Here is an 18,804-nt window from a genome sequence, read left to right on the forward strand (position 1 = left end):
CGCGGCGAGGCTCAGACGCGACGCAGGCACAAGCAAAAAACGGGACGTAGTTCACGTCCGCGCCCCGCTCGCTGTTTTATTGCCGTGAATCAGACGTCCGCATCGACATCGCCAGACTCCACCGTAAACGCCGGATCGGTGCTCACAAGATAAAATCGGGTCACCTTGCTATCTCTAAATAGATAGAGCTGGCCCTGCTCGCGTCGGCGTGACATATACGCCACGTGGACCGTACCGAATTCTTCGCCGTTTTCCTTCTTTAATATCAGGATGTTGGGGTCATCCGTACGCTTAAACTGCCCGTCAACGCAGCTGCCGTCTTTGTCGACCAGTTGCCACCGATGGTTATCCTCTTCAAGAAAGGCCAGGGTTTCCAGACTCGTCTTGTCGTCCCGATAGTAACCGTCAATGGCAAACCCTTCGGAAGCGCATTTCTGCATATAGGACGTTTCTCGGCTTATAGCAAACAGCCCTGTAGCGCCCAGGAGCACAGCTAGGCAGACCACTGCAAGGGTTATCGAAATAGCACGGCGACCCATGTTAGCCCAACCGATAGTTGTTTAACGGAGCGTGAAACATACCTGGAACCTCCGATATCAGGGGGAACGTCGCCAGCAGGCTGACGACAACTATATGTTTCTGACATCAAACCATATGGCTGCCACTCGCGGAGGGGGCATCGGCGAACGGCGTGTTTTCATACTCCATTGGTCAAACCTAAGCGCGGCCCTACAGCTCGTACTTGTACACGCGGTAGATGTACTTCTCGGCTTCCATTTCGTAGGCGGCGATGGGTAGACCGTAGCGGTCGTCTCGTCGTTTGGCAAATAGGTCACAGTGTGCTGGCCCGCATTGAGCGAGAAATCGCCCTGGGCCTGCAATAACTTGTCTTCAAAGCCCGAGCCAGCCCAAAAATCGGGCAAGCCCACGGAAGGCTGTAGCAAGGTCATTTGCGTAACATATGTCCAGCAAAAACGGGTAGTAGCCGGTACGACTACCACCCGTTTGTCTTATATCCGGCTCGAAGTAGGCCAACTACTTCTTAATACCGCGCCCCAGACGCTTGGCGACCGATGCAACGGCCTCCTCACTGGCCGGTCCACAGCTCACGCAGCCATCATGGGCACGCATCTGGCCGGTGACCTCGTCCATCGCGAGCGGCGCCACCTTCTCGAGCTTAAAGCCTTTACCGGCGCGCATGTTTTCCTTGGCCACGCTAATCATGAGCTTAATGCGGTTGAGCTGGTTGACCTCGGACGCACCAGGATCATAGTCCACCGCGACGATGTTGCTCTCGGGGTGCTGGCGGCGTAGCTCCTTAATCACGGCCTTGCCCACCACGTGGTTGGGCAGGCACGCGAAGGGCTGCGTGCAGATGATGTTGGGCGCTCCGTGATCGATCAGGTCGAGCATCTCGGCCGTGAGCAGCCAGCCTTCGCCCATGTTGTTGCACACCGAAAGCACCGTGCGGGCCTTGTCCGCCATGGTGCCGATGCGCTCGGGTGCCTCAAAGCGGCGGGACTTCTCGAGCAGCTCCTCCACCGGCGTGCGCATCCAGTCCACCAGCTTAATGAGCGCCTGCATGCTAGCCCGCACCGTGGCAGAGCTTCCCAGCTCGTCCTTCTGCAGCTCGGCGTTGCTCATGGAGTACAGGAAGAAGTCGAGCAGGCCCGGCACCACGGCTTCGCAGCCCTCGCGCTCGATAACGTCGACCACGTGGTTGTTGGCCGTGGGATGGAACTTGACCAGGATCTCGCCGACTACGCCCACGCGTGGCTTGGTGCCCTCGCCCACAAGCGGCATGGTGTCGAACGCGCGGATGGCCTCGCGGCACAGCTTGGTGTAGTTGTGGCGATTGAACTTAGGCGCCAGCTTGCGGGCGCGCGCCATGTACTCCTCGTAGAGCGCATTGGCGGCACCGAGCGTAGCCTCGTACGGGCGGCAACGATAGAGCATCTGCATCATCACGTCGCCAAAGAGCACCGCGTAGACTGCCTGCTTAAGCAGTGCCGGTGTAATCTTAAAGCCGGGGTTGTCCTCGCCGAGTGCCACTGCCGAAAGCGAGATCACCGGGATCTCGGGGTGGCCGCTCTCGCGCAGGGCCTTGCGGATGAGCGCGATGTAGTTAGTGGCACGGCAGCCGCCGCCGGTCTGGCTGATAACCACGGCCGTCTTGGACAGGTCGTACCGACCGCTCTCGATGGCCTCCATGATCTGGCCCGTCACCAGGATCGACGGATAGCAGATGTCGTTGTTCACGTAGCGCAGGCCGGCCTCGACGGCGTCGTGGTCGGTCGAGGGCAGCAGCTCCAGGTTGTAGCCGGCACCACGGAACACCTCTTTGACCAGGTCAAAGTGGATCGGCGCCATCTGCGGGCACAGGATGGTGTAGCCCTCCTCGCGCATCTGCTCGGTAAAGGGCACCTTGGGCCACGCGGTCGATGCGCTCTCACGCTGCGCTTCGAACGTGTACTTGCGGCTCGCGAACGCGGGGGCATCCGTGGAGGGCGCCACCGGCGCGGCGTCACCCTGCTCGTAGGTCTCGCCCGCGGCCGTGGCCTCGGCCAGGCGCTCGGCCTCCTGGTCCTTGAGCGCTGCCATGAGCGAGCGAATGCGGATGCGCGCGGCGCCCAGGTTGGACACCTCGTCGATCTTGAGCACGGTGTAGATCTTGCCGCTGGCCTCCAGGATCTCCTGCACCTGGTCGGTAGTCAGGGCATCGAGACCGCAGCCGAAAGAGTTGAGCTGAATCAGGTCCAGGTCGTTGCGCATCGTCACAAAACGGGCGACGGCGTACAGGCGGCTGTGGTACATCCACTGGTCAACGACGCGAATCGGACGCTCGGGCTTTACCAGATGCGCGAGCGAATCCTCGGTAAAGACCGCAAAGCCAAAGCTCGAAATAAGCTCGGGCAGGGCGTGGTTGATCTCGGGGTCGTTGTGGTAGGGACGGCCGGCGAGTACGATGCCGTGGCCGCCGTGGTCCTCGACCCACTTAAGGGCCTCCTCGCCCATGGTCTGGATGTCCTCGTGGAAGCGCGCGTCGGCCTCAAAGGCAGCGTTGACGGCGGCATCGACCTCGGAGCGCGTGATTTTGGGACCGCGCACGCGACCGCGACCGGCTTGCGCATCGGCCACGCGGTCGACGGCGAGCACCTGGTACAGACGGCGCTTGAGCTCGGTCTTGTCGTGATAGGGCACAAACGGGTACAGGAACTCGATGTTCTGCTCGCGGATCTCGTCGATATTGAGCGCCAGCGCCGTGGGGTAGCTCATGACGATGGGGCAGTTATAGCAGTTGCCAGCCGTCGGATCTTCCTTGCGCTCCCAGCGCACGCACGGCATCCAAATGAAGTCGACATCGCGGTCGATGAGGTTCATCACGTGGCCGTGGCTCATCTTGGCCGGATAGCACACGCTCTCGGACGGCATGGACTCGATGCCCGCCTGGTAAGTCTTTTTGCTCGACTGGTCGGACAGCTGCACGCTAAAGCCCAGGCGCGTAAAGAACGCATGCCAGAAGGGGTAGTTCTCGTACATGTTGAGCGCGCGCGGGATGCCGACGGTGCCGCGCGGGGCCTCGTCGGGGCTCAGGATCTCGCGGTTAAAGAGCAGCTCGTTTTTCTTTTTGAAGAGGTTGGGAGCCTCGGTCTTCTGCTTTTTGTGGCCGGCGCCCTTCTCGCAGCGGTTGCCGGTAATGAAGCGCCTGCCGCCGCCAAAGTCGTTGACGGTAAGCTGGCAGTTGTTAGAGCAACGGCCGCAACGGACATGCTTTTGCGTCACGGTAAGGTGCGCGATGTCCTCGGCCGAGAGGATGGTCGAAGTGCCGTCGGCGCCGGCGCGATCGCGGGCGAGCAGGGCCGCACCGTAGGCGCCCATGCAGCCGGCGATGTCGGGACGTACGGCATGAACGCCGGTGAGCTGCTCAAACGCACGCAGCGTAGCATCGGACATAAAGGTGCCGCCCTGGACGATCACCTGGCTGCCGATCTCCTTGGGGTCGCGCAGCTTAATGACCTTGAACAGGGCATTCTTGATGACGGAATAGGACAGGCCGGCCGCGATGTCGCCCACCGTGGCGCCTTCCTTTTGCGCCTGCTTGACGCGAGAGTTCATAAAGACCGTGCAGCGGCTGCCCAGGTCGACGGGCGCCTTGGCATGGATGGCGGCATCGGCGAACGCGCGCACGTCCATGTTCATAGAGACGGCGAAGCTCTCGATAAAGCTACCGCAGCCCGACGAGCAAGCCTCGTTGAGCATGATGTGCTCGATAACGCCGTCCTTGACGCGCAGGCACTTCATGTCCTGGCCGCCAATGTCCAGAATGAACTCGACGCCGGGCAGGAACGCCTTGGCGCCGCGCAGGTGAGCGACGGTCTCGATCTCGCCGGAGTCGGCCTTGAGGGCCTCGATGAGCAGTGCCTCGCCGTAGCCCGTGGTAGTCACGTGGCCAATAGTGCAGCCGGCGGGGATGTGGTTGTAGAAATCGGCCATGATGACCTTGGCCGTGCCCAGGATGTCGCCGTTGTTGTTGCCGTACCAGGTGTGCAGCAGCTGACCGTCCTCGCCCACGAGCGCGGCCTTCATGGTAGTGGAGCCGGCGTCGATGCCGATGAACACGCGGCCGGTGTAGCCTTCGAGCTTGCCCTTGGGAACGACTTCCTGGTCGTGGCGGGTCTTGAACTCGGCAAAGTCCTCGTCGGTGGCAAAGAGCGGGTCCAGACGCTCGACCTCGGCACCCTGCGTGTCACCCAGGGCATCGATGGCCTCGATGAGCTGCGGGAACGTGCTGAGCTTGTTGGACTCGTGCGCCATGGCGGCGCCGCTCGCCACAAACAGGTGAGCGTTTTGGGGCACAATGCGGTGCTCCTCGTCCAGGTTGAGCGTGAGGTAGAAGCGGTGGCGCAGCTCGGAGAGGTACTGCAGCGGGCCGCCCAAGAAGGCGACGTTGCCGCGGATGGGACGGCCGCATGCCAGGCCCGAGATGGTCTGGGTCACGACGGCCTGGAAGATGGAGGCAGCCACGTCCTCGGGGCGGGCGCCCTCGTTGAGCAGCGGCTGCACGTCGGTCTTGGCAAAAACGCCGCAGCGGCTGGCGATGGGATAGATGGTGGTGGCGTTGGCCGCGAGCTCGTTGAGGCCGCTCGCGTCGGTGTGCAGCAGAGTGGCCATCTGATCGATGAAGGCGCCCGTGCCGCCGGCGCAGGTACCGTTCATGCGCTGCTCGATGCCGTTGTCAAAGTAGATGATCTTGGCGTCCTCGCCGCCCAGCTCGATGGCGACGTCGGTGGCCGGGATGAGGGTCTCGACAGCGCGCTTGCTGGCGATGACCTCCTGGACAAACTCCAGGTCGAGCCACTGGGACAGCAGCAGGCCGCCCGAGCCGGTAATGGCGCAGGTCATCTGGGCCGTCGGCAGCACGGTCGCAGCGCCCTCGAACAGGTCGCGGGCACAAGCGCGGACGTCGGTGTGGTGGCGTTGGTACTTGGCGTACACGATCTGGTTGTCGTCATTGAGCACGGCAAGCTTGACGGTGGTGGAGCCCACATCGATGCCCAAGTGCAGGTTGCCGCGAGCGTTCTCGGGGTTGAAGATCGCGCCTTCGGGGGCCTGGACGGCGGTGGCGGCCACGGGCTCAGCGGCGGTGGCGGGCTCGCTAGCGACGGACGTCTCCCCTGCCGCGCTCTTGGCATCGGCGACTGCCTCGGCAACTTTCTCGGCAGCTGCGGTCGCGGCCTTCTGCGCGGCATCCACCACGGCGGGCGCAGCCTCACGCGCGGCAACGACCATGCGATCCTTGATGCCCTCGACGAGTTTGCTCATCTGTTTCTCCTCTTAGTTGTTGGACCCGACGGTTGCGGCGGTGTCAGCCGCATCCTCGAGCTGCAGATTCAATAGCTTCATGCCGTATTCCGGCACGTTGATATCGATGGGTTGGCCATACAGGTCGCCGGGGCGCACAAAGGCGATGACTGTCATAATGCGCGCCATGGTCTCGGGCGATTCAGAAAGGTCACGCTCAAACCAACGTTGGATCATGCCGACCTCGGCACTCACGACATAGGTGACGTAGTAGTCAAAGAAGGTGCCCAGCGCCAAGCCCAAAATGCCCGTCTGTGCACGCGGCACCACGGCCTCGCGTGCGGTATCGATGATCTTTTTAATAAAGGCGGGGTCGCCGCCCGGGCCCAGCAGGGCCCCGATAAGGTCGCGATTAGCCGCAAGATAGCGAAGCAGCTCAACCGAACCGGGTGCCGGCTCAAGCTCGTCGATGTTGCGGTAAAGATCGGGTAATTGAGCTGCGGTGATAAGCTCCACCCGCTCACGAATCTCGGCAAGCAGGCCGTTCTCGATCTGGCTGATAAAGTCGGGGATATCGCGGTAGTGCGAATAGAACGTACGGCGCGTAAGACCGGCGCGCTCGGTGAGCGACGCGACGTTAATGCGCGAAAGGTCGCCGCTTTCGGCAAGCTCGCTGGCAAGCGCCTGGCGAAGGGCACGCTGCGAGCGAAGGGACCGGCGATCGCATTTCTCGAGCTGGGACAAGCGTCCTCCTTGTTACTCAGCCTGTGCGCTATTACACAGTGCGAGTATTATTGCACACCGTGTGCATCAACACGTAAAGGCAATATTTGGGTTGTGACAAAGGGACGGTCCCTTTGTCACATTCAGCGACCGCCTAGGTTGTGCCAGTTGTGCCTGGCTTTTGAAGCGGCATTGCCGATTGTTCAAAATGTCATTCGTGGGTAGAATAGTGTCGACGGCAGCCCAAGTTCTGGAAAGCTGGGCAGCGCCGTTGTTTGCATTAGGGGGTCAACGCCTTAGCGGCGGCGACCCCTTCTGTTGCGCTTCGAACGCTGCTTGAGTGCCTCGGAAAGGCCGACAAGTGCCGTGAAGAACGAGACCAAAGCGGTCAGAAGTCTCACGAAATCAATCAAATCGGTCATGGGCATCACCTCCCATCAGATGGAGGGCGCTGCCCGACACATGGAGCTGCCGTCAACGATACCGATTCTATCAAAACTTAGTTATATATACGAATATATGTTCGCATGCCAAAGGTGCAGGGTTCTCGTGAAAAAGGGGCTGTCCCTTTGTCACATTATTCGATGACGGTGCGGGAATTTTGCTTGTGCATGGTGGCGAGCATGTGTTTGGGGACGGCGTGGACCATGCAGCTGCCGATGGTCGCGCTCGCGGCGGCCTTAGCTGCATCACTACCGTTTTTGGTCGCGTAGCTGTGGCGGAAACGCTTGAGCATGGCAATGTCGTTACCGCCGTCGCCGTAAACCGCGACCTCGTCCTCGGCAATACCGTAGTAGCCCGCCAGCCAGGCCACACTCTCGCCCTTGTTGCACGCCACGTCCGTGATCTCGAACATCACCGGATCGAACGGCGCATTGACCACGCGGTCCGAGCGCTCGGCCAAATATGCCTTAAGGTCGCGCTCCAGCTCGGGCGAGGTCACGCGGCAGTTGATCTTGCACACATCGTGGCGCAGGATGTCACCGATCGACTGGTCGAAATACTGCTCCTCGTGATACCCACCACGCGCACGCATGCCGCGCATCACGATGCGCTTGATAGGGCTGTCCTTCTTAAAACCCGCCTGGTGCATCTCGAACGAACCGCTCGAGAACATGCCGTCGGGCGTGGAGCAGTCGAAACAGATATCCGGGAACGCCTTGAGCAGCTCCTCGGTAACCTGCGGGTCGATGGTCCAGGTCTTGAGCACCTCGCCATGGCTGTTGCGCACGATGGATCCGTTAGAGCAGCAGGCGTCAAGCGCCAGGCCCGTAAAGCCATGCTCGCCGATCGGCAACGTCGAGCGCCCGGTCGCGGGAACCACATGCAGGCCAGCCTCGGTCAGCTCGCGAATGGCACGGCGGATGGTCCCATCCGCCTCGTGCAGGGCGTTCAGCAGCGTTCCGTCTAAATCACTCGCAAACATCTTGATCATGGGCATGCCTCTCCTTCGTCTGCACGATATTGTAGACGAAGGAGAGGCATGCCCAGACAATGGCGTCCCTGCGCGGCGGGACAATGCTTCCGCAAATCCACGGTGCTCCAGCGCGTTAAGGCAATCGCCACAAGCGACTTTTCAGCCGATAAAACAGCGCCGTCGTCAACGTCAGCACCGCCAACATGCTTGCGAATACAATCGCCGGTGTCCATCGATCATATGCGAGCCCGTAAACCAATTGGCCAATAGGCGTTGCACAGGAAAGCATCATATAAACGAGTGCCAGCACTTTTCCGCAGAGTTCCTTTGGCGCTGACCGCTGAACAAATGAAACGATTTCGACCGATGCAATGCTTGCCCACGCCATGACCCATGCCGAGCCGGCCGCAAGCGCGGCAAACGCTAATTCATCAGGACCGCTCAGTAGCGTGACAATAATCGGTACGACTCCAAAACAAATCATCGCAACATATCGACATATGCCCTTGAAGGAAAAACGATGCGGCCAAATACCGACCAAACCACTGCCGACAAGACCACCTAAGCCCATAGCCACCTCAATAATCCCAACAAAGGATGATTGCATTCCGAGATGCTTTGCAACAATAACGGGAGCACCAATCGTTAACCCAACTAACGCAAGGTTCAAAATAGCCGCAAGCAAAAACACAACGAGCAATGATGCGTTTTGAAACAGGTACCGAATCGACTCCCGAAAATCGCTTCGGCATGTCGAGCAAGTCGTGCTGTCCCCTGTCATTCCAGATGAGGCATTTTGCTTGAGTGCGCCCCCGAACAGTAGGGCTGACATCGCAAACGTCAACGCCGCGGTTTCGCATAGAGCATCGATACCAAAGCACCCATAGACTGCCGTCCCGACTACAGGCCCCAAGATATTGCTCGCCATGGTTATCTGCGAGACCAACGCAGTGGCACGCTCAACCTTTTCTGGGCCCGTCATGCTCACCGTCTCAATTTGAAGCATCGGCTTCAGCAGCGATTGGATGCCATATTGGACGCAAAGCATTGCTGCCACGACAACCGCAAGAGGCAGCGAACACTTCATGGGGATAAACAGCAGTGATGCAGCCATCAGAACAATGCCGAGTACCACAAGAACCCCGCGATGTCTTCCCCGATCCGCCAAAATCCCGCCAACCGGAGTCGCGAGCACGCCCGGTATGAACGCTATCGCCGCGACGGCGCCATATAACGTTGACGAGCCGCTGCAATCGAACAAGTAAAGCGGACACGCAAAGCACAGTGCTGACAACATTGAATACGCACACAGCTGTGCAACAAGAAGACCGAAAAGCCTGATAGATCGCACTGTTTTTTGCGTCAACGAGACGCTACTCCCCCGCATTCCAGCCATAAGCCTGCCCCCTATACATACCATTAGTATGTATTTAATGACTTGAAAAGGGCAGCCGTGGCTACCCTTACAAATCAATTACATACCGTCAGTATCTATATTACCACCCAGCACGGTTCCATACGTCCCATATCTGAGCCGTTGTCTGGAGCACTTCATTACCCAAATCGAGCCCCACCGCGGCCGCCATCTGCGCCAAACATTGCGCGCGAGCGAGCATTCGACCCTTGTTCTCAAGCGGACGGAACAGCGGCAGCAGCCAAAGATTCGCTAACAACGATACAGCCTCCGCCGCTTCGCGCGGGCATGCACACGCAATGGAGCCGTCGGCGATGCCCTCCTCGATCACTGGCAGGAGATAGCCATCGGCCGACTCGTCAAACGAACCTTGGTACTGCATCGCCAGCAGCCGCGAGCTTTTTACCGGATCTGCCGCAGGATGCATGCGAGCCCATAGCTCGATTTGCGGAACGACGGACTCGGGCGCATAGAGTCGTTTGAGCTTTTGGGCTCCCATCATATTGCCAGCACCGAGTGTCGCGCGACGGCGCTCAACAATCGGAGCCATTGCCCGATCAAATGCGGCGTTGAAAATCTCTTCTTTGCTCTTAAAGTGATGATAGACAGCACCCTTGGTCATGCCATCGAGGCGGTCGACGATGTCTTGAATGCTCGTCCCCTCATAACCCTGTGCGCAGAATAGCTCCAGCGCCGCGTCGAGAATCTTCGCGACCGTCTCCTCGGGATATTTATTACGACCCATAATCCGTCCATCCGCAACGCAAGTCTTGTGCCTCATTGCAGCATTTTAACGTTGCGGATGACAGGTGGTCGATCCTACACCGCGGCGGAGCCGTGCTCGCCGGTACGGATGCGGATAACTTCTTCGACCGGCTCGACCCAAATCTTGCCGTCTCCGACGGCGCCGGTGCGGGCGGCGCTGCAGATGATGTCGACAATGCCGTCGACGTGCTCGTCGGCGCAAATGAGCGTGAACTGCACCTTAGGAATCGTGTTGACAAGCAACTCGTTGCCGCGCACGTATTCCTTCCAGCCATGCTGCGCGCCGCAGCCCTGCACCTGGTTGATGGTCATACCACGAACATCGGCAGCAAACAGCGCGTCTTTAAGAACCTCAAGCTTCTCCTGGCGCACGATAGCCGTGATCTTTTTCATAATGAATTCCTCTCTTGAATAAAAGAAATGAATTGCCATTCAATGACGCGGGTTTCCCAGGTGCCGCAGATTGGGTTGAAAGAGGAGCGCCGCGTACTTTTGTACGCAAGCGACGGTTTGAAACCCAAGGTGCGGTGCCTGGGGAAGCCGCGCGACGGTTTGAAGGGCAAGGTGCGGAGCCTGGGAAAGCCGTGCCGCTAGTCGAGTCCGGAGAAGGAGGGATACGCGCTCTCGCCGTGTTGACTCGCGTCCAGGCCCAGCGCCTCGTCGGCCTCGTCCACGCGCAGGCTGCCGTGGAACAGCGCCTTGACCACCGCGGCGATCACCAAGTCGAGCACCAGTACAATAGCGACCGTCACCACAATGCCCAAAATCTGCGAGACGAGCAGCGACACGTCGCCCGTGTAGAACAGGCCACCCTTACCGGTCCACGAGAGCTCCGGCACGCAGAACAGGCCCGTAAGCACGCCGCCCAAGATGCCGCCGATGCCGTGGCAGCCAAACGCATCGAGTGCATCGTCGTAGCCGAACTTGGTCTTGAGATGGCTGATGGCCAAGTAGCAGACGGGCGAGACGATCAGGCCCATGACCAGCGCCGCCCACGGCTCGACAAAGCCTGCGCCGGGCGTGACCACCACAAGGCCCGCAACCAAACCGGTACTGGCACCCACCAGCGTGGGGCGACCGGTGTGCACGCGCTCGACGGCAAGCCACGAGACCATGCCCGCTGCGCTGGCCGTCACGGTGTTGAGGATGGCAAGTGCCGCCACGGCGTCGGCCTTAAACTCGCTGCCGCCGTTAAAGCCAAACCAGCCAAACCAAAGCAGGCCGGCACCCAACGCCACAAACGGCACGTTATGTGGACGGTAGCTCACCATGCCAAAGCCACGACGACGGCCGAGCATTAAGCAGAGAATCAGACCCGTCAGACCGGACGAAATGTGTACCACGTCGCCGCCGGCAAAGTCGAGCGCGCCGATGATGTCGCCGATAAAGGAGCCCTCGCCGCCCCAAACCATGTGGGCAAGCGGCGCATAGACCACGAGCAGCCAAATGCCCAGGAAGGCCGTCATGGCGCCAAACTTAACGCGGCCTGCCAGACTGCCCGTAACGATAGCGGCGGTGATCATGGCAAACGCCATCTGGAAGGCGATGTTGATAATCTCCGGGTAGACGGCGCCGTCCGACGCGGTGCCCTCGGCCGCCTGCAGCACCTGGCCGAGCACCGGCAGGCACAGCAGCTGGTCAAGGCCTCCAATAAACGGACTCGAGCCGTCACCGCCGTAGGCCAGCGACCAGCCGGCAACAATCCACAGCACACCAACCAGGCCAATGGCGCCAAAGCACATGAGCATGGTGTTGATGACATTTTTGCGCCTGGACAGGCCGCCGTAGAAAAACGCCAGACCCGGTGTCATTAAAAACACGAGCATGGTGCAGATGAGCATAAACGTTGTCGATCCCGTATCGTACATTCGCTCCCCCTTGATCGCATGAACGTTGTCGGCGCCCATAATGCGGCCGAGGGGCAACTGGTATAGACCAGATACGACGTTGTTAAACGCTGCGTTGTCGAATAGAAACGGTGCCGCAATCTTGGAAACGGCGCGGCAACGGGCGCGAAACGAACGGGAAATACGCGAGCGAGAAGGGCGCACTTGGCCCCGCTCTGGCTAGTGCCGAAACAGCTCGTGGGCGCGGTCGCGGAGATTAGTTGCTCGAATGACACCTTCGTAGCGATTGATGCGCAGGCGCGGGAAGGCATTGAAAAAGCGCAGGTCACGACGACTGAGCGACACGCTCGGTACCGGGCGGCTCATGCGCTTGCCGGCAAGGCGACGACTGAGCGACGGACGCGGCATGCTCGGCGCGGCATCGGCCACGCGGCGGGCAGCGAGCGCCAGGCCGCGAGCACCATCCGAAATAAACGTCGGCATCGAAGCCTTCTCGCGCAGGGCATCGAGCGTCGCATCGCCCAGCTCCGCCAGCCATGCGTTAACGGCACGGCTGCGGATATGCGTCTGTGCCACCGAGTCGATCGCCGAATCGGGAATACGTTCGAGCATGGAGTCGGACGCATCGGCGAGCGACTCATTGATGCGGTCGGCAAGGTCGGCGCGCACACGCTCCAGCTGATCGGACAGGCGGCGCCAGCTCGCCAATGAGCACACCGCGTCGACCATCATCGCGACCGCGACGATAAAGGCGGACAGCCGCACAATCAGCACCGGCAGATGGCCAAGCAGCCCCAGCAATGCCGGCTCCACTAAACGGCAAATACACAACGCACCCAAGCCAAACGCGCAAGCCCAGTACAGACAGATGCGTCCGTGCAAGTTAAACGGCAGGTGCGAGTAATCCCAAAAGCGAGCGCCCGTTGTTTTTTCCAACAGCACGCCTACGCTGTACTCAATCACGCTGCATACGAGCGCTGCAGCGACAAACTGGCTCGAGACATCCGGAATCCCGCGCAACAGCAGCCAACAGGCAATGCCGCCCGCGCCATAGATGGGGCAGCACGGCCCCAGCAAAAAGCCACTGTTGGCAAATCGTCCGTGATTAAGCATGGCACATACCGTCGACTCCCACGCCCAGCCGCAAAACCCGTAGAAGGCAAACGAGAGCACCAGTGCCGAGAGTGGGCAGGCGGCAAGCGTCGCGCCGCCAAAAGCCATATCAATCGCGGTCCTCACCGTCTACCCTCTACTCTTTTCGCTCGATTCGCCACTCACGCCATCGTCCGCCTCGTCCTTGCGCCGCAGACGACCGGCGACCGTCTCGCGCAGAGCGCACCATTTATCTGCCAGGCATACAATCCAAGCCTCACGACACGTCGGCGGCACTGGCACCAGCGGAAACATATGCCGCACGATAATATTCCGCTCGCGCGGCGTCAGCTCAAAATCTTCCTCCGCACGTGCCAGGGCAAAAAACGGGTGGCGAAAGCCATGCAGCCGATGGCTTGGATCGGAATCGTGCCAGTCATAGAGAAAGTAATCGTGCAGCAGAGCCCCGCGCAGCAGCGAGCCGCGGTCGACGGAGATACCGACGCGGCCCAGGCGCTCGGCAAAGGACAGACTTGCCCGCGCCACCGAGGTCACATGTGCATAAACCGTCACGTCACCATGCTGGATAAACTCGTGCGTCAGGTCCAGACGGCCCGCCTGTGCCAGTTGACGGGCAGCATGGTCCACTTCGCACGCGATTTTCTCGGCACGAACGACATCGGACATGCTACCTCCTTCCAGCGACTCACGGCGACAAGCCACGGCCTGTGCACAATCGATAAAAACATCATGGAACATATCAGTATGGCATCGGACAAAACGTTTTGCCCCACCAGTTGGCGAATTACCGCGCCGCCGTCACATATCAAACGCCAAAATGTGCGAGACTGTCTTGTGCAATTGTGCCGGCCGAGGGAGTGCCGGCGCACGATTCGCATGGAGTAACCCACAACGATGCTGCTTACGCAAACGACAACGCCCGAGGACGTCAAGGCTCTCGACCGCGCTGAGCTTCCGCTGCTCTGCGGCGAGATCCGTCAGGCAATCCTCGAAAGCTCCGCCGCCGTCGGCGGGCACGTTGCCCCCAACTTGGGCGTCGTTGAGCTTACGGTTGCGCTTCATCGCGTATTTAACTCCCCCATCGACAAGATTGTCTTTGACGTTTCGCACCAGACCTACGCCCACAAGGCGCTGACCGGGCGCGCGTACACTTATATCGATCCGGAGCGTTATGGTGAGGCCTCTGGCTTTGCTAATCCCGACGAGTCCGAGCACGACCTGTTCGCCATGGGTCACACCTCGACCTCGGTGAGCTTGGGCTGCGGCCTTGCCCACGCGCGCGACCTGGCGGGCGATGCGTACAACGTCATCACCATCATTGGCGACGGCTCGCTTTCGGGCGGCCTGGCGTTTGAGGGCTTTAACAATGCCGCCGAACTCGATAGCAACCTGATCATCATCGTCAACGATAACGACCAGTCCATTGCCGAGAACCATGGCGGCCTGTATCGCAATCTGGCCGAGCTGCGCGCCAGCAACGGCACCTGTGAGCGCAACGTTTTCCGCGCGATGGGGCTCGACTACCGCTATCTGGACGCCGGTAACGACGTGTTGGCCCTCGTCGACGCGTTGCAGGAACTGCGCAATATCGATCATCCCATCGTGCTGCACGTCTCCACCGCCAAGGGTAAGGGCTTTGAGCCAGCCCAGAGCGACCCCGAGCGCTGGCACCACGTGGGTCCGTTTGATATGGCGACCGGGCGCAAGCTCTGCCCGGGCCATCCGAGCGAGCCTGCGCCGCGCACCTATGCTGACATTACGGGCGAGGCGCTCAGCGCCGCCATCGAGCGCGATTCGCAGGTCGTGGGCATCACGGCCGCCACGCCCTACATCATGGGCTTTACACCCGAGCTTCGCGCTGCCGCCGGCAAACAGTTCGTCGATGTGGGCATTGCCGAGGAGCACGCCGTGACCTTTGCCACCGCGCTTGCGCGCTCGGGCGCCAAGCCAGTCTTTGGTGTGTACGGTACGTTTTTGCAGCGCGCCTACGACGAGCTGTGGCACGACCTGTGCCTCAACGACGCCCCCGCAACCATTTTGGTGTTTGGTGCGTCAATCTTTGGCACCACGTCCGAGACGCACCTTTCGTTCTTTGATATTTCCATGTTGGGCGGTCTTCCCAACATGCGCTACTTGGCGCCGGCCTGCATGGAGGAATATCTGTCCATGCTGAGCTGGTCGCTCGACCACCGCGAGCATCCCGTGGCGATTCGTGTACCGGGCATCGGCCTGGTTAGCCGCCCCGACCTTGCGCCTGCCGAAGACGCCGACTACAGCGCCGTTCGCTACAACGTGGTGCGTCAGGGCCGCGACGTTGCCGTGCTCGCGCTTGGCGATTTCTTTGAGCTGGGCGAGCGCGTGGCAAACCGTCTGACTGCCGAGTACGGTATCGAGGCCACGCTCGTCAACCCGCGCTTTGCAACCGAGCTCGACCGCGAGTTCCTCGACAGCCTTGCCGCCGAGCATCGCGTTGTCGTCACCCTCGAGGACGGCATATTGGACGGTGGCTGGGGCGAGCGCGTCGCGTGCTATCTGGCCTGCACGCCTGTGCGCACGCGCACCTTCGGCATCGCCAAGGGCTTCCCCGACCGCTACGACCCCAACGAGCTGCTCGCTCAGAACGGCATGACGGTCGAGAACATGGCCGCCGAAGCCGTAAGGCTACTCAACGAGTAAGAAAACCTCCGCAAGGAAAGCACCCCTGCGGAGGTTTTTGTTTTTCGAACTCAACTATCTCGATCTGTAACATCTAGGGCCCGAATTCCCGTCTAACTGTTACAGATCTAGACAAGACGTCTTAGTCCCTGACCTTTGTCTCAATCTGTAACAGTTAGAACCCATTTCCTCGTCTACCTGTTACTGATTGAGACAAAACAGCGAGGCGGGCCGTCCGAAAAGCACTATCTCAGCAGCAACAACCGACGTTTGTCCAGATAAAACCTGCCAAAATAAACCTGTCCCTTTTTGGTAGGTAGAATTACCCATAAGGTAAGTATGTTTCTGAGTTATTTCGTGTTGACCCATTTGAGCGCGATAGGGTATAACTCTACTCAACCGCTAGGGATTTTATTGAGAAAGGTGTTCTACCATGAGCAAGAACCTCTCCCAGCAGGTCGTTCTCGACCGCCGCGGCTTCGTTGCCGCCACCTTCGCAACCGTCGCCGGCCTTGGTCTTGCCGGCTGCTCCGACACCAGCGCCGAGGCCGACAAGGGTTCCGCCGCCGACTCCTCCAAAAGCTCCGAGGATACCGAGGCTTCCACCACGCTCGACGCCAAAGCGTTCGACAAGCTCGTCGACAACGGCCCCAAGGCCGATGACGACGCCATCGCCGCCAGCACCTGGGCGACGGCCGTCAAGGACGCCGGCGTCTTTAAGATCGGTGGCGTTCAGACTTCCACGCTCTTCTCCCTCCTCAACGAGAAAGACGGTCAGACCCGTGGCTTCGATGCCGGTATCGCGCAGCTCCTGTCCAACTACATCCTGGGCGAGAACAAGGTCGAGATCACCCAGGTGACCTCCGACACCCGTGAGTCTGTCCTGCAGAATGGCCAGGTCGACGCTGTCTTTGCCACCTACACCATCACCGACGAGCGCAAGAAGCTCGTCTCCTTCGCCGGTCCCTACTACTACACCCAGCAGGCCATCCTGGTGCTCGCCGATAACGACGACATCAAGAGCGTCGACGACCTGGCCGACAAGAGCGTCGCCGTCCAGTCCGGCTCCAACGGCCCCGCCATCCTGGAGGAGCTCGCTCCCAAGGCCAGCCAGCAGGAGTTCAAGACCGACGAGGAGGCCCGCCAGGCACTCCAGCAGGGCCGCGTTGACGCCTACGTCATCGATAACAACATGCAGCAGAGCGCCCTGGTCCGCGAGCCTGGTAAGTACAAGATCGCCGGCAAGCCCTTCGGCAGCAAGGAGCCCTACGGCATCGGCCTGCCGCTCGATTCCGACGGCGTCGCCTTTGTCAACGACTTCCTTAAGAAGATCGAGGACGACGGCACCTGGACCAAGCTGTGGCAGATCTGCATCGGCGACCGTACGGGCGACACCAATGTTCCCGAGCTGCCCGAGATCGGCGCCTAGGCAGCGAGCCTGGTAACGGCCGCAACGAAACCATACGGAAACGCATGATGCGCTTTATTGCGGTAAACTGTTTCCTCACTGAGTTGTCGGGGCTTCCGTACACACGGGAGCCCCTTTCCTTATCGGCGGGAGGTCCGCATGAGTCTCTCCGAACTCTGGTCGCTCTATGGCCAGAACTATATCGACGCGCTGCTAGCAACCTGGGGCATGACGCTTGAGTCGTTTGCCATCGCCATGGTGCTGGCCGTCGCCGTCACCGTGATGCGCGTGTCGCCGCTCAAGCCGCTGCGCGTCTTTGGCGACCTGTATGTCCAGGTCTTCCGTAACATCCCCGGCATCGCGCTGCTCATTATCGTCGTCTATGCGCTGCCGCCGCTCAAGGTCGTCCTGCCCTACCGCACCTGCGTTATCGTCGCCACGGTCCTTTTGGGCTCGGCCTTTGGCTCCGAAAACTTTATGAGCGGCATCAACACCGTCGGCGTCGGCCAGGTGGAAGCCGCCCGCTCGCTCGGCATGAGCTTCAGCCGTATCCTCGCTAAGATCGTGATTCCGCAGGCGCTGCGTTCGAGCGTGCTGCCCATGACCAACCTCTTTATCGCCGTCATGCTCACCACCGCGCTCGGCAGCCAGGTGCCGCTTAAGCCGCAAGAGCTTACCGGCGTGGTGAGCTACATCAATACCCGCTCGCTCGGCGGCGTCGCCGCGTTCTTTATCTCGGCGCTCGGCTACCTGGGCACGGCCTTTGTGGTGAGCCACATTGGCAACTATATCGATAAGAAGGTGAGGATCCTCCGATGAGCAAGCATTCCACCTCCGCACTCACCATGCGCGATGCGCTCTACGAGGCTCCCGGCCCCAAGATGCGCGCCAAGATTCGCATCGGCACCGCCATCTCGCTTGTTGCTGTCGCCGCGCTCGCCATCCTGGTACTGCAGCGCTTTTATGTGACCGGTCAGCTTTCGGTCCACTATTGGTATTTCTTTACGCACCTCACCACCTGGAAGTTCTTGCTTGCCGGCTTTGAGGGCACCGTTAAAGTCGCACTCACCGCTGGCGCCATCGCGCTGGTGCTGGGCTTAGCCCTTATGCTCGGCCGCACCAGCGACATTAAGCCGCTGCAGCTGGTCTGCCGCGTGCTTACCGACTTCTTCCGCGGTGTGCCGAGCCTTCTGTTCATTTACTTCTTCTTTTTGGTACTGCCCCAGTACAAGATTGCGCTGCCGTCGTTTTGGATGCTCACGCTTCCTGTCGCGCTCGCTGCGGCAGGCGTACTTGCCGAGATTTTCCGCGCCGGCGTCAACGCCGTGCCGCGCGGCCAGGTCGAGGCAGCCCAGGCGCTCGGTCTCTCCAAGGCTAAAATCACCTTTAAAATCGTGCTGCCCCAGGCGATTCGGTTTATTATTCCGTCGCTGATTTCGCAGCTTGTGGTCGTCGTCAAGGACACCACCGTCGCCTACGTTGTGAGCTACCCCGATCTCATGCAAAATGCCCGCGTGCTCATTACCAACTACGACGCCCTCGTGTCGGTCTACCTGGTTATCGCGGTCATCTACATCCTCATCAACGTCGCGATTAACAAGGCCGCTGTCTACGTTTCGCACAAGACCGGCGCGACCATCATCCGCTAACGCTTTACCAT

Annotated in this window: 15 protein-coding genes; 4 read left to right on the forward strand and 11 right to left on the reverse strand. The window is 60.3% G+C overall.

Features of this window, described 5'->3' with window-relative positions; all coding sequences use genetic code 11:
- Window positions 1-89 precede the first annotated feature (89 nt).
- The 11 genes from ABCN01_RS06855 to ABCN01_RS06905 form a co-directional block, all read right to left on the reverse strand.
- Window positions 90-539, reverse strand: coding sequence for a hypothetical protein (locus ABCN01_RS06855; protein WP_342995828.1), 450 nt, complete (start codon window positions 537-539; stop codon window positions 90-92).
- Window positions 540-1,035: 496 nt separating this feature from the next.
- Window positions 1,036-5,823 carry an acyl-CoA dehydratase activase-related protein gene (locus ABCN01_RS06860; RefSeq protein WP_342995829.1) on the reverse strand — a complete coding sequence of 1,596 codons (4,788 nt, stop codon included), beginning with the start codon at window positions 5,821-5,823 and terminating at the stop codon, window positions 1,036-1,038.
- Window positions 5,824-5,835: 12 nt separating this feature from the next.
- Window positions 5,836-6,546, reverse strand: coding sequence for a TetR/AcrR family transcriptional regulator (locus tag ABCN01_RS06865; protein WP_342995830.1), 711 nt, complete (start codon window positions 6,544-6,546; stop codon window positions 5,836-5,838).
- A 275-nt stretch (window positions 6,547-6,821) separates the two neighbouring features.
- Window positions 6,822-6,947 carry a hypothetical protein gene (locus ABCN01_RS06870; protein WP_022094649.1) on the reverse strand — a complete coding sequence of 42 codons (126 nt, stop codon included), beginning with the start codon at window positions 6,945-6,947 and terminating at the stop codon, window positions 6,822-6,824.
- Window positions 6,948-7,102: 155 nt separating this feature from the next.
- Entirely contained in the window at window positions 7,103-7,960 is an 858-nt protein-coding gene (locus ABCN01_RS06875) for an HAD-IIB family hydrolase (RefSeq protein ID WP_342995831.1), read from the reverse strand.
- Between the two features lie 115 nt (window positions 7,961-8,075).
- Window positions 8,076-9,308: an MFS transporter gene (locus ABCN01_RS06880; RefSeq protein WP_342995832.1), complete on the reverse strand. Its 1,233-nt coding sequence runs from the start codon at window positions 9,306-9,308 to the stop codon at window positions 8,076-8,078.
- A 130-nt stretch (window positions 9,309-9,438) separates the two neighbouring features.
- Window positions 9,439-10,101, reverse strand: a complete 663-nt coding sequence (locus ABCN01_RS06885; RefSeq protein ID WP_342995833.1) for a TetR/AcrR family transcriptional regulator — start codon at window positions 10,099-10,101, stop codon at window positions 9,439-9,441.
- A 74-nt stretch (window positions 10,102-10,175) separates the two neighbouring features.
- Window positions 10,176-10,514, reverse strand: a complete 339-nt coding sequence (locus ABCN01_RS06890; RefSeq protein ID WP_342995834.1) for a P-II family nitrogen regulator — start codon at window positions 10,512-10,514, stop codon at window positions 10,176-10,178.
- 197 nt (window positions 10,515-10,711) lie between these two features.
- The gene (locus ABCN01_RS06895; protein ID WP_342995835.1) at window positions 10,712-11,989 is read right to left on the reverse strand and encodes an ammonium transporter; all 1,278 of its coding nucleotides are present in this window, start codon (window positions 11,987-11,989) and stop codon (window positions 10,712-10,714) included.
- 198 nt (window positions 11,990-12,187) lie between these two features.
- Entirely contained in the window at window positions 12,188-13,207 is a 1,020-nt protein-coding gene (locus ABCN01_RS06900; RefSeq protein ID WP_342995836.1) for a putative ABC transporter permease, read from the reverse strand.
- A gap of 3 nt (window positions 13,208-13,210) precedes the next feature.
- On the reverse strand, window positions 13,211-13,747 hold the full coding sequence (locus ABCN01_RS06905) for an HD domain-containing protein (protein ID WP_342995837.1): 537 nt from the start codon (window positions 13,745-13,747) through the stop codon (window positions 13,211-13,213).
- A gap of 228 nt (window positions 13,748-13,975) precedes the next feature.
- On the opposite strand from ABCN01_RS06905, the gene ABCN01_RS06910 reads away from it, so the two are divergent.
- The 4 genes from ABCN01_RS06910 (at window position 13,976) to ABCN01_RS06925 (ending at window position 18,793) form a co-directional block, all read left to right on the forward strand.
- The gene (locus ABCN01_RS06910) at window positions 13,976-15,757 is read left to right on the forward strand and encodes a 1-deoxy-D-xylulose-5-phosphate synthase (RefSeq protein WP_342995838.1); all 1,782 of its coding nucleotides are present in this window, start codon (window positions 13,976-13,978) and stop codon (window positions 15,755-15,757) included.
- A gap of 412 nt (window positions 15,758-16,169) precedes the next feature.
- Window positions 16,170-17,165 (forward strand): glutamate ABC transporter substrate-binding protein, encoded by a 996-nt coding sequence (locus ABCN01_RS06915; RefSeq protein WP_342995839.1) that lies wholly within the window; start codon window positions 16,170-16,172, stop codon window positions 17,163-17,165.
- Between the two features lie 138 nt (window positions 17,166-17,303).
- Complete coding sequence (locus ABCN01_RS06920; RefSeq protein ID WP_022094657.1) at window positions 17,304-17,963, forward strand: amino acid ABC transporter permease; 660 nt, start codon at window positions 17,304-17,306, stop codon at window positions 17,961-17,963.
- On the forward strand, window positions 17,960-18,793 hold the full coding sequence (locus tag ABCN01_RS06925) for an amino acid ABC transporter permease (protein WP_342995840.1): 834 nt from the start codon (window positions 17,960-17,962) through the stop codon (window positions 18,791-18,793). Before ABCN01_RS06920 ends, ABCN01_RS06925 begins: the two co-directional genes overlap by 4 nt.
- The last annotated feature ends 11 nt before the right edge of the window (window positions 18,794-18,804 follow it).

The sequence above is a fragment of the Collinsella aerofaciens genome, from assembly GCF_039062365.1.
In the GTDB taxonomy this organism is placed as follows: Bacteria; Actinomycetota; Coriobacteriia; order Coriobacteriales; family Coriobacteriaceae; genus Collinsella.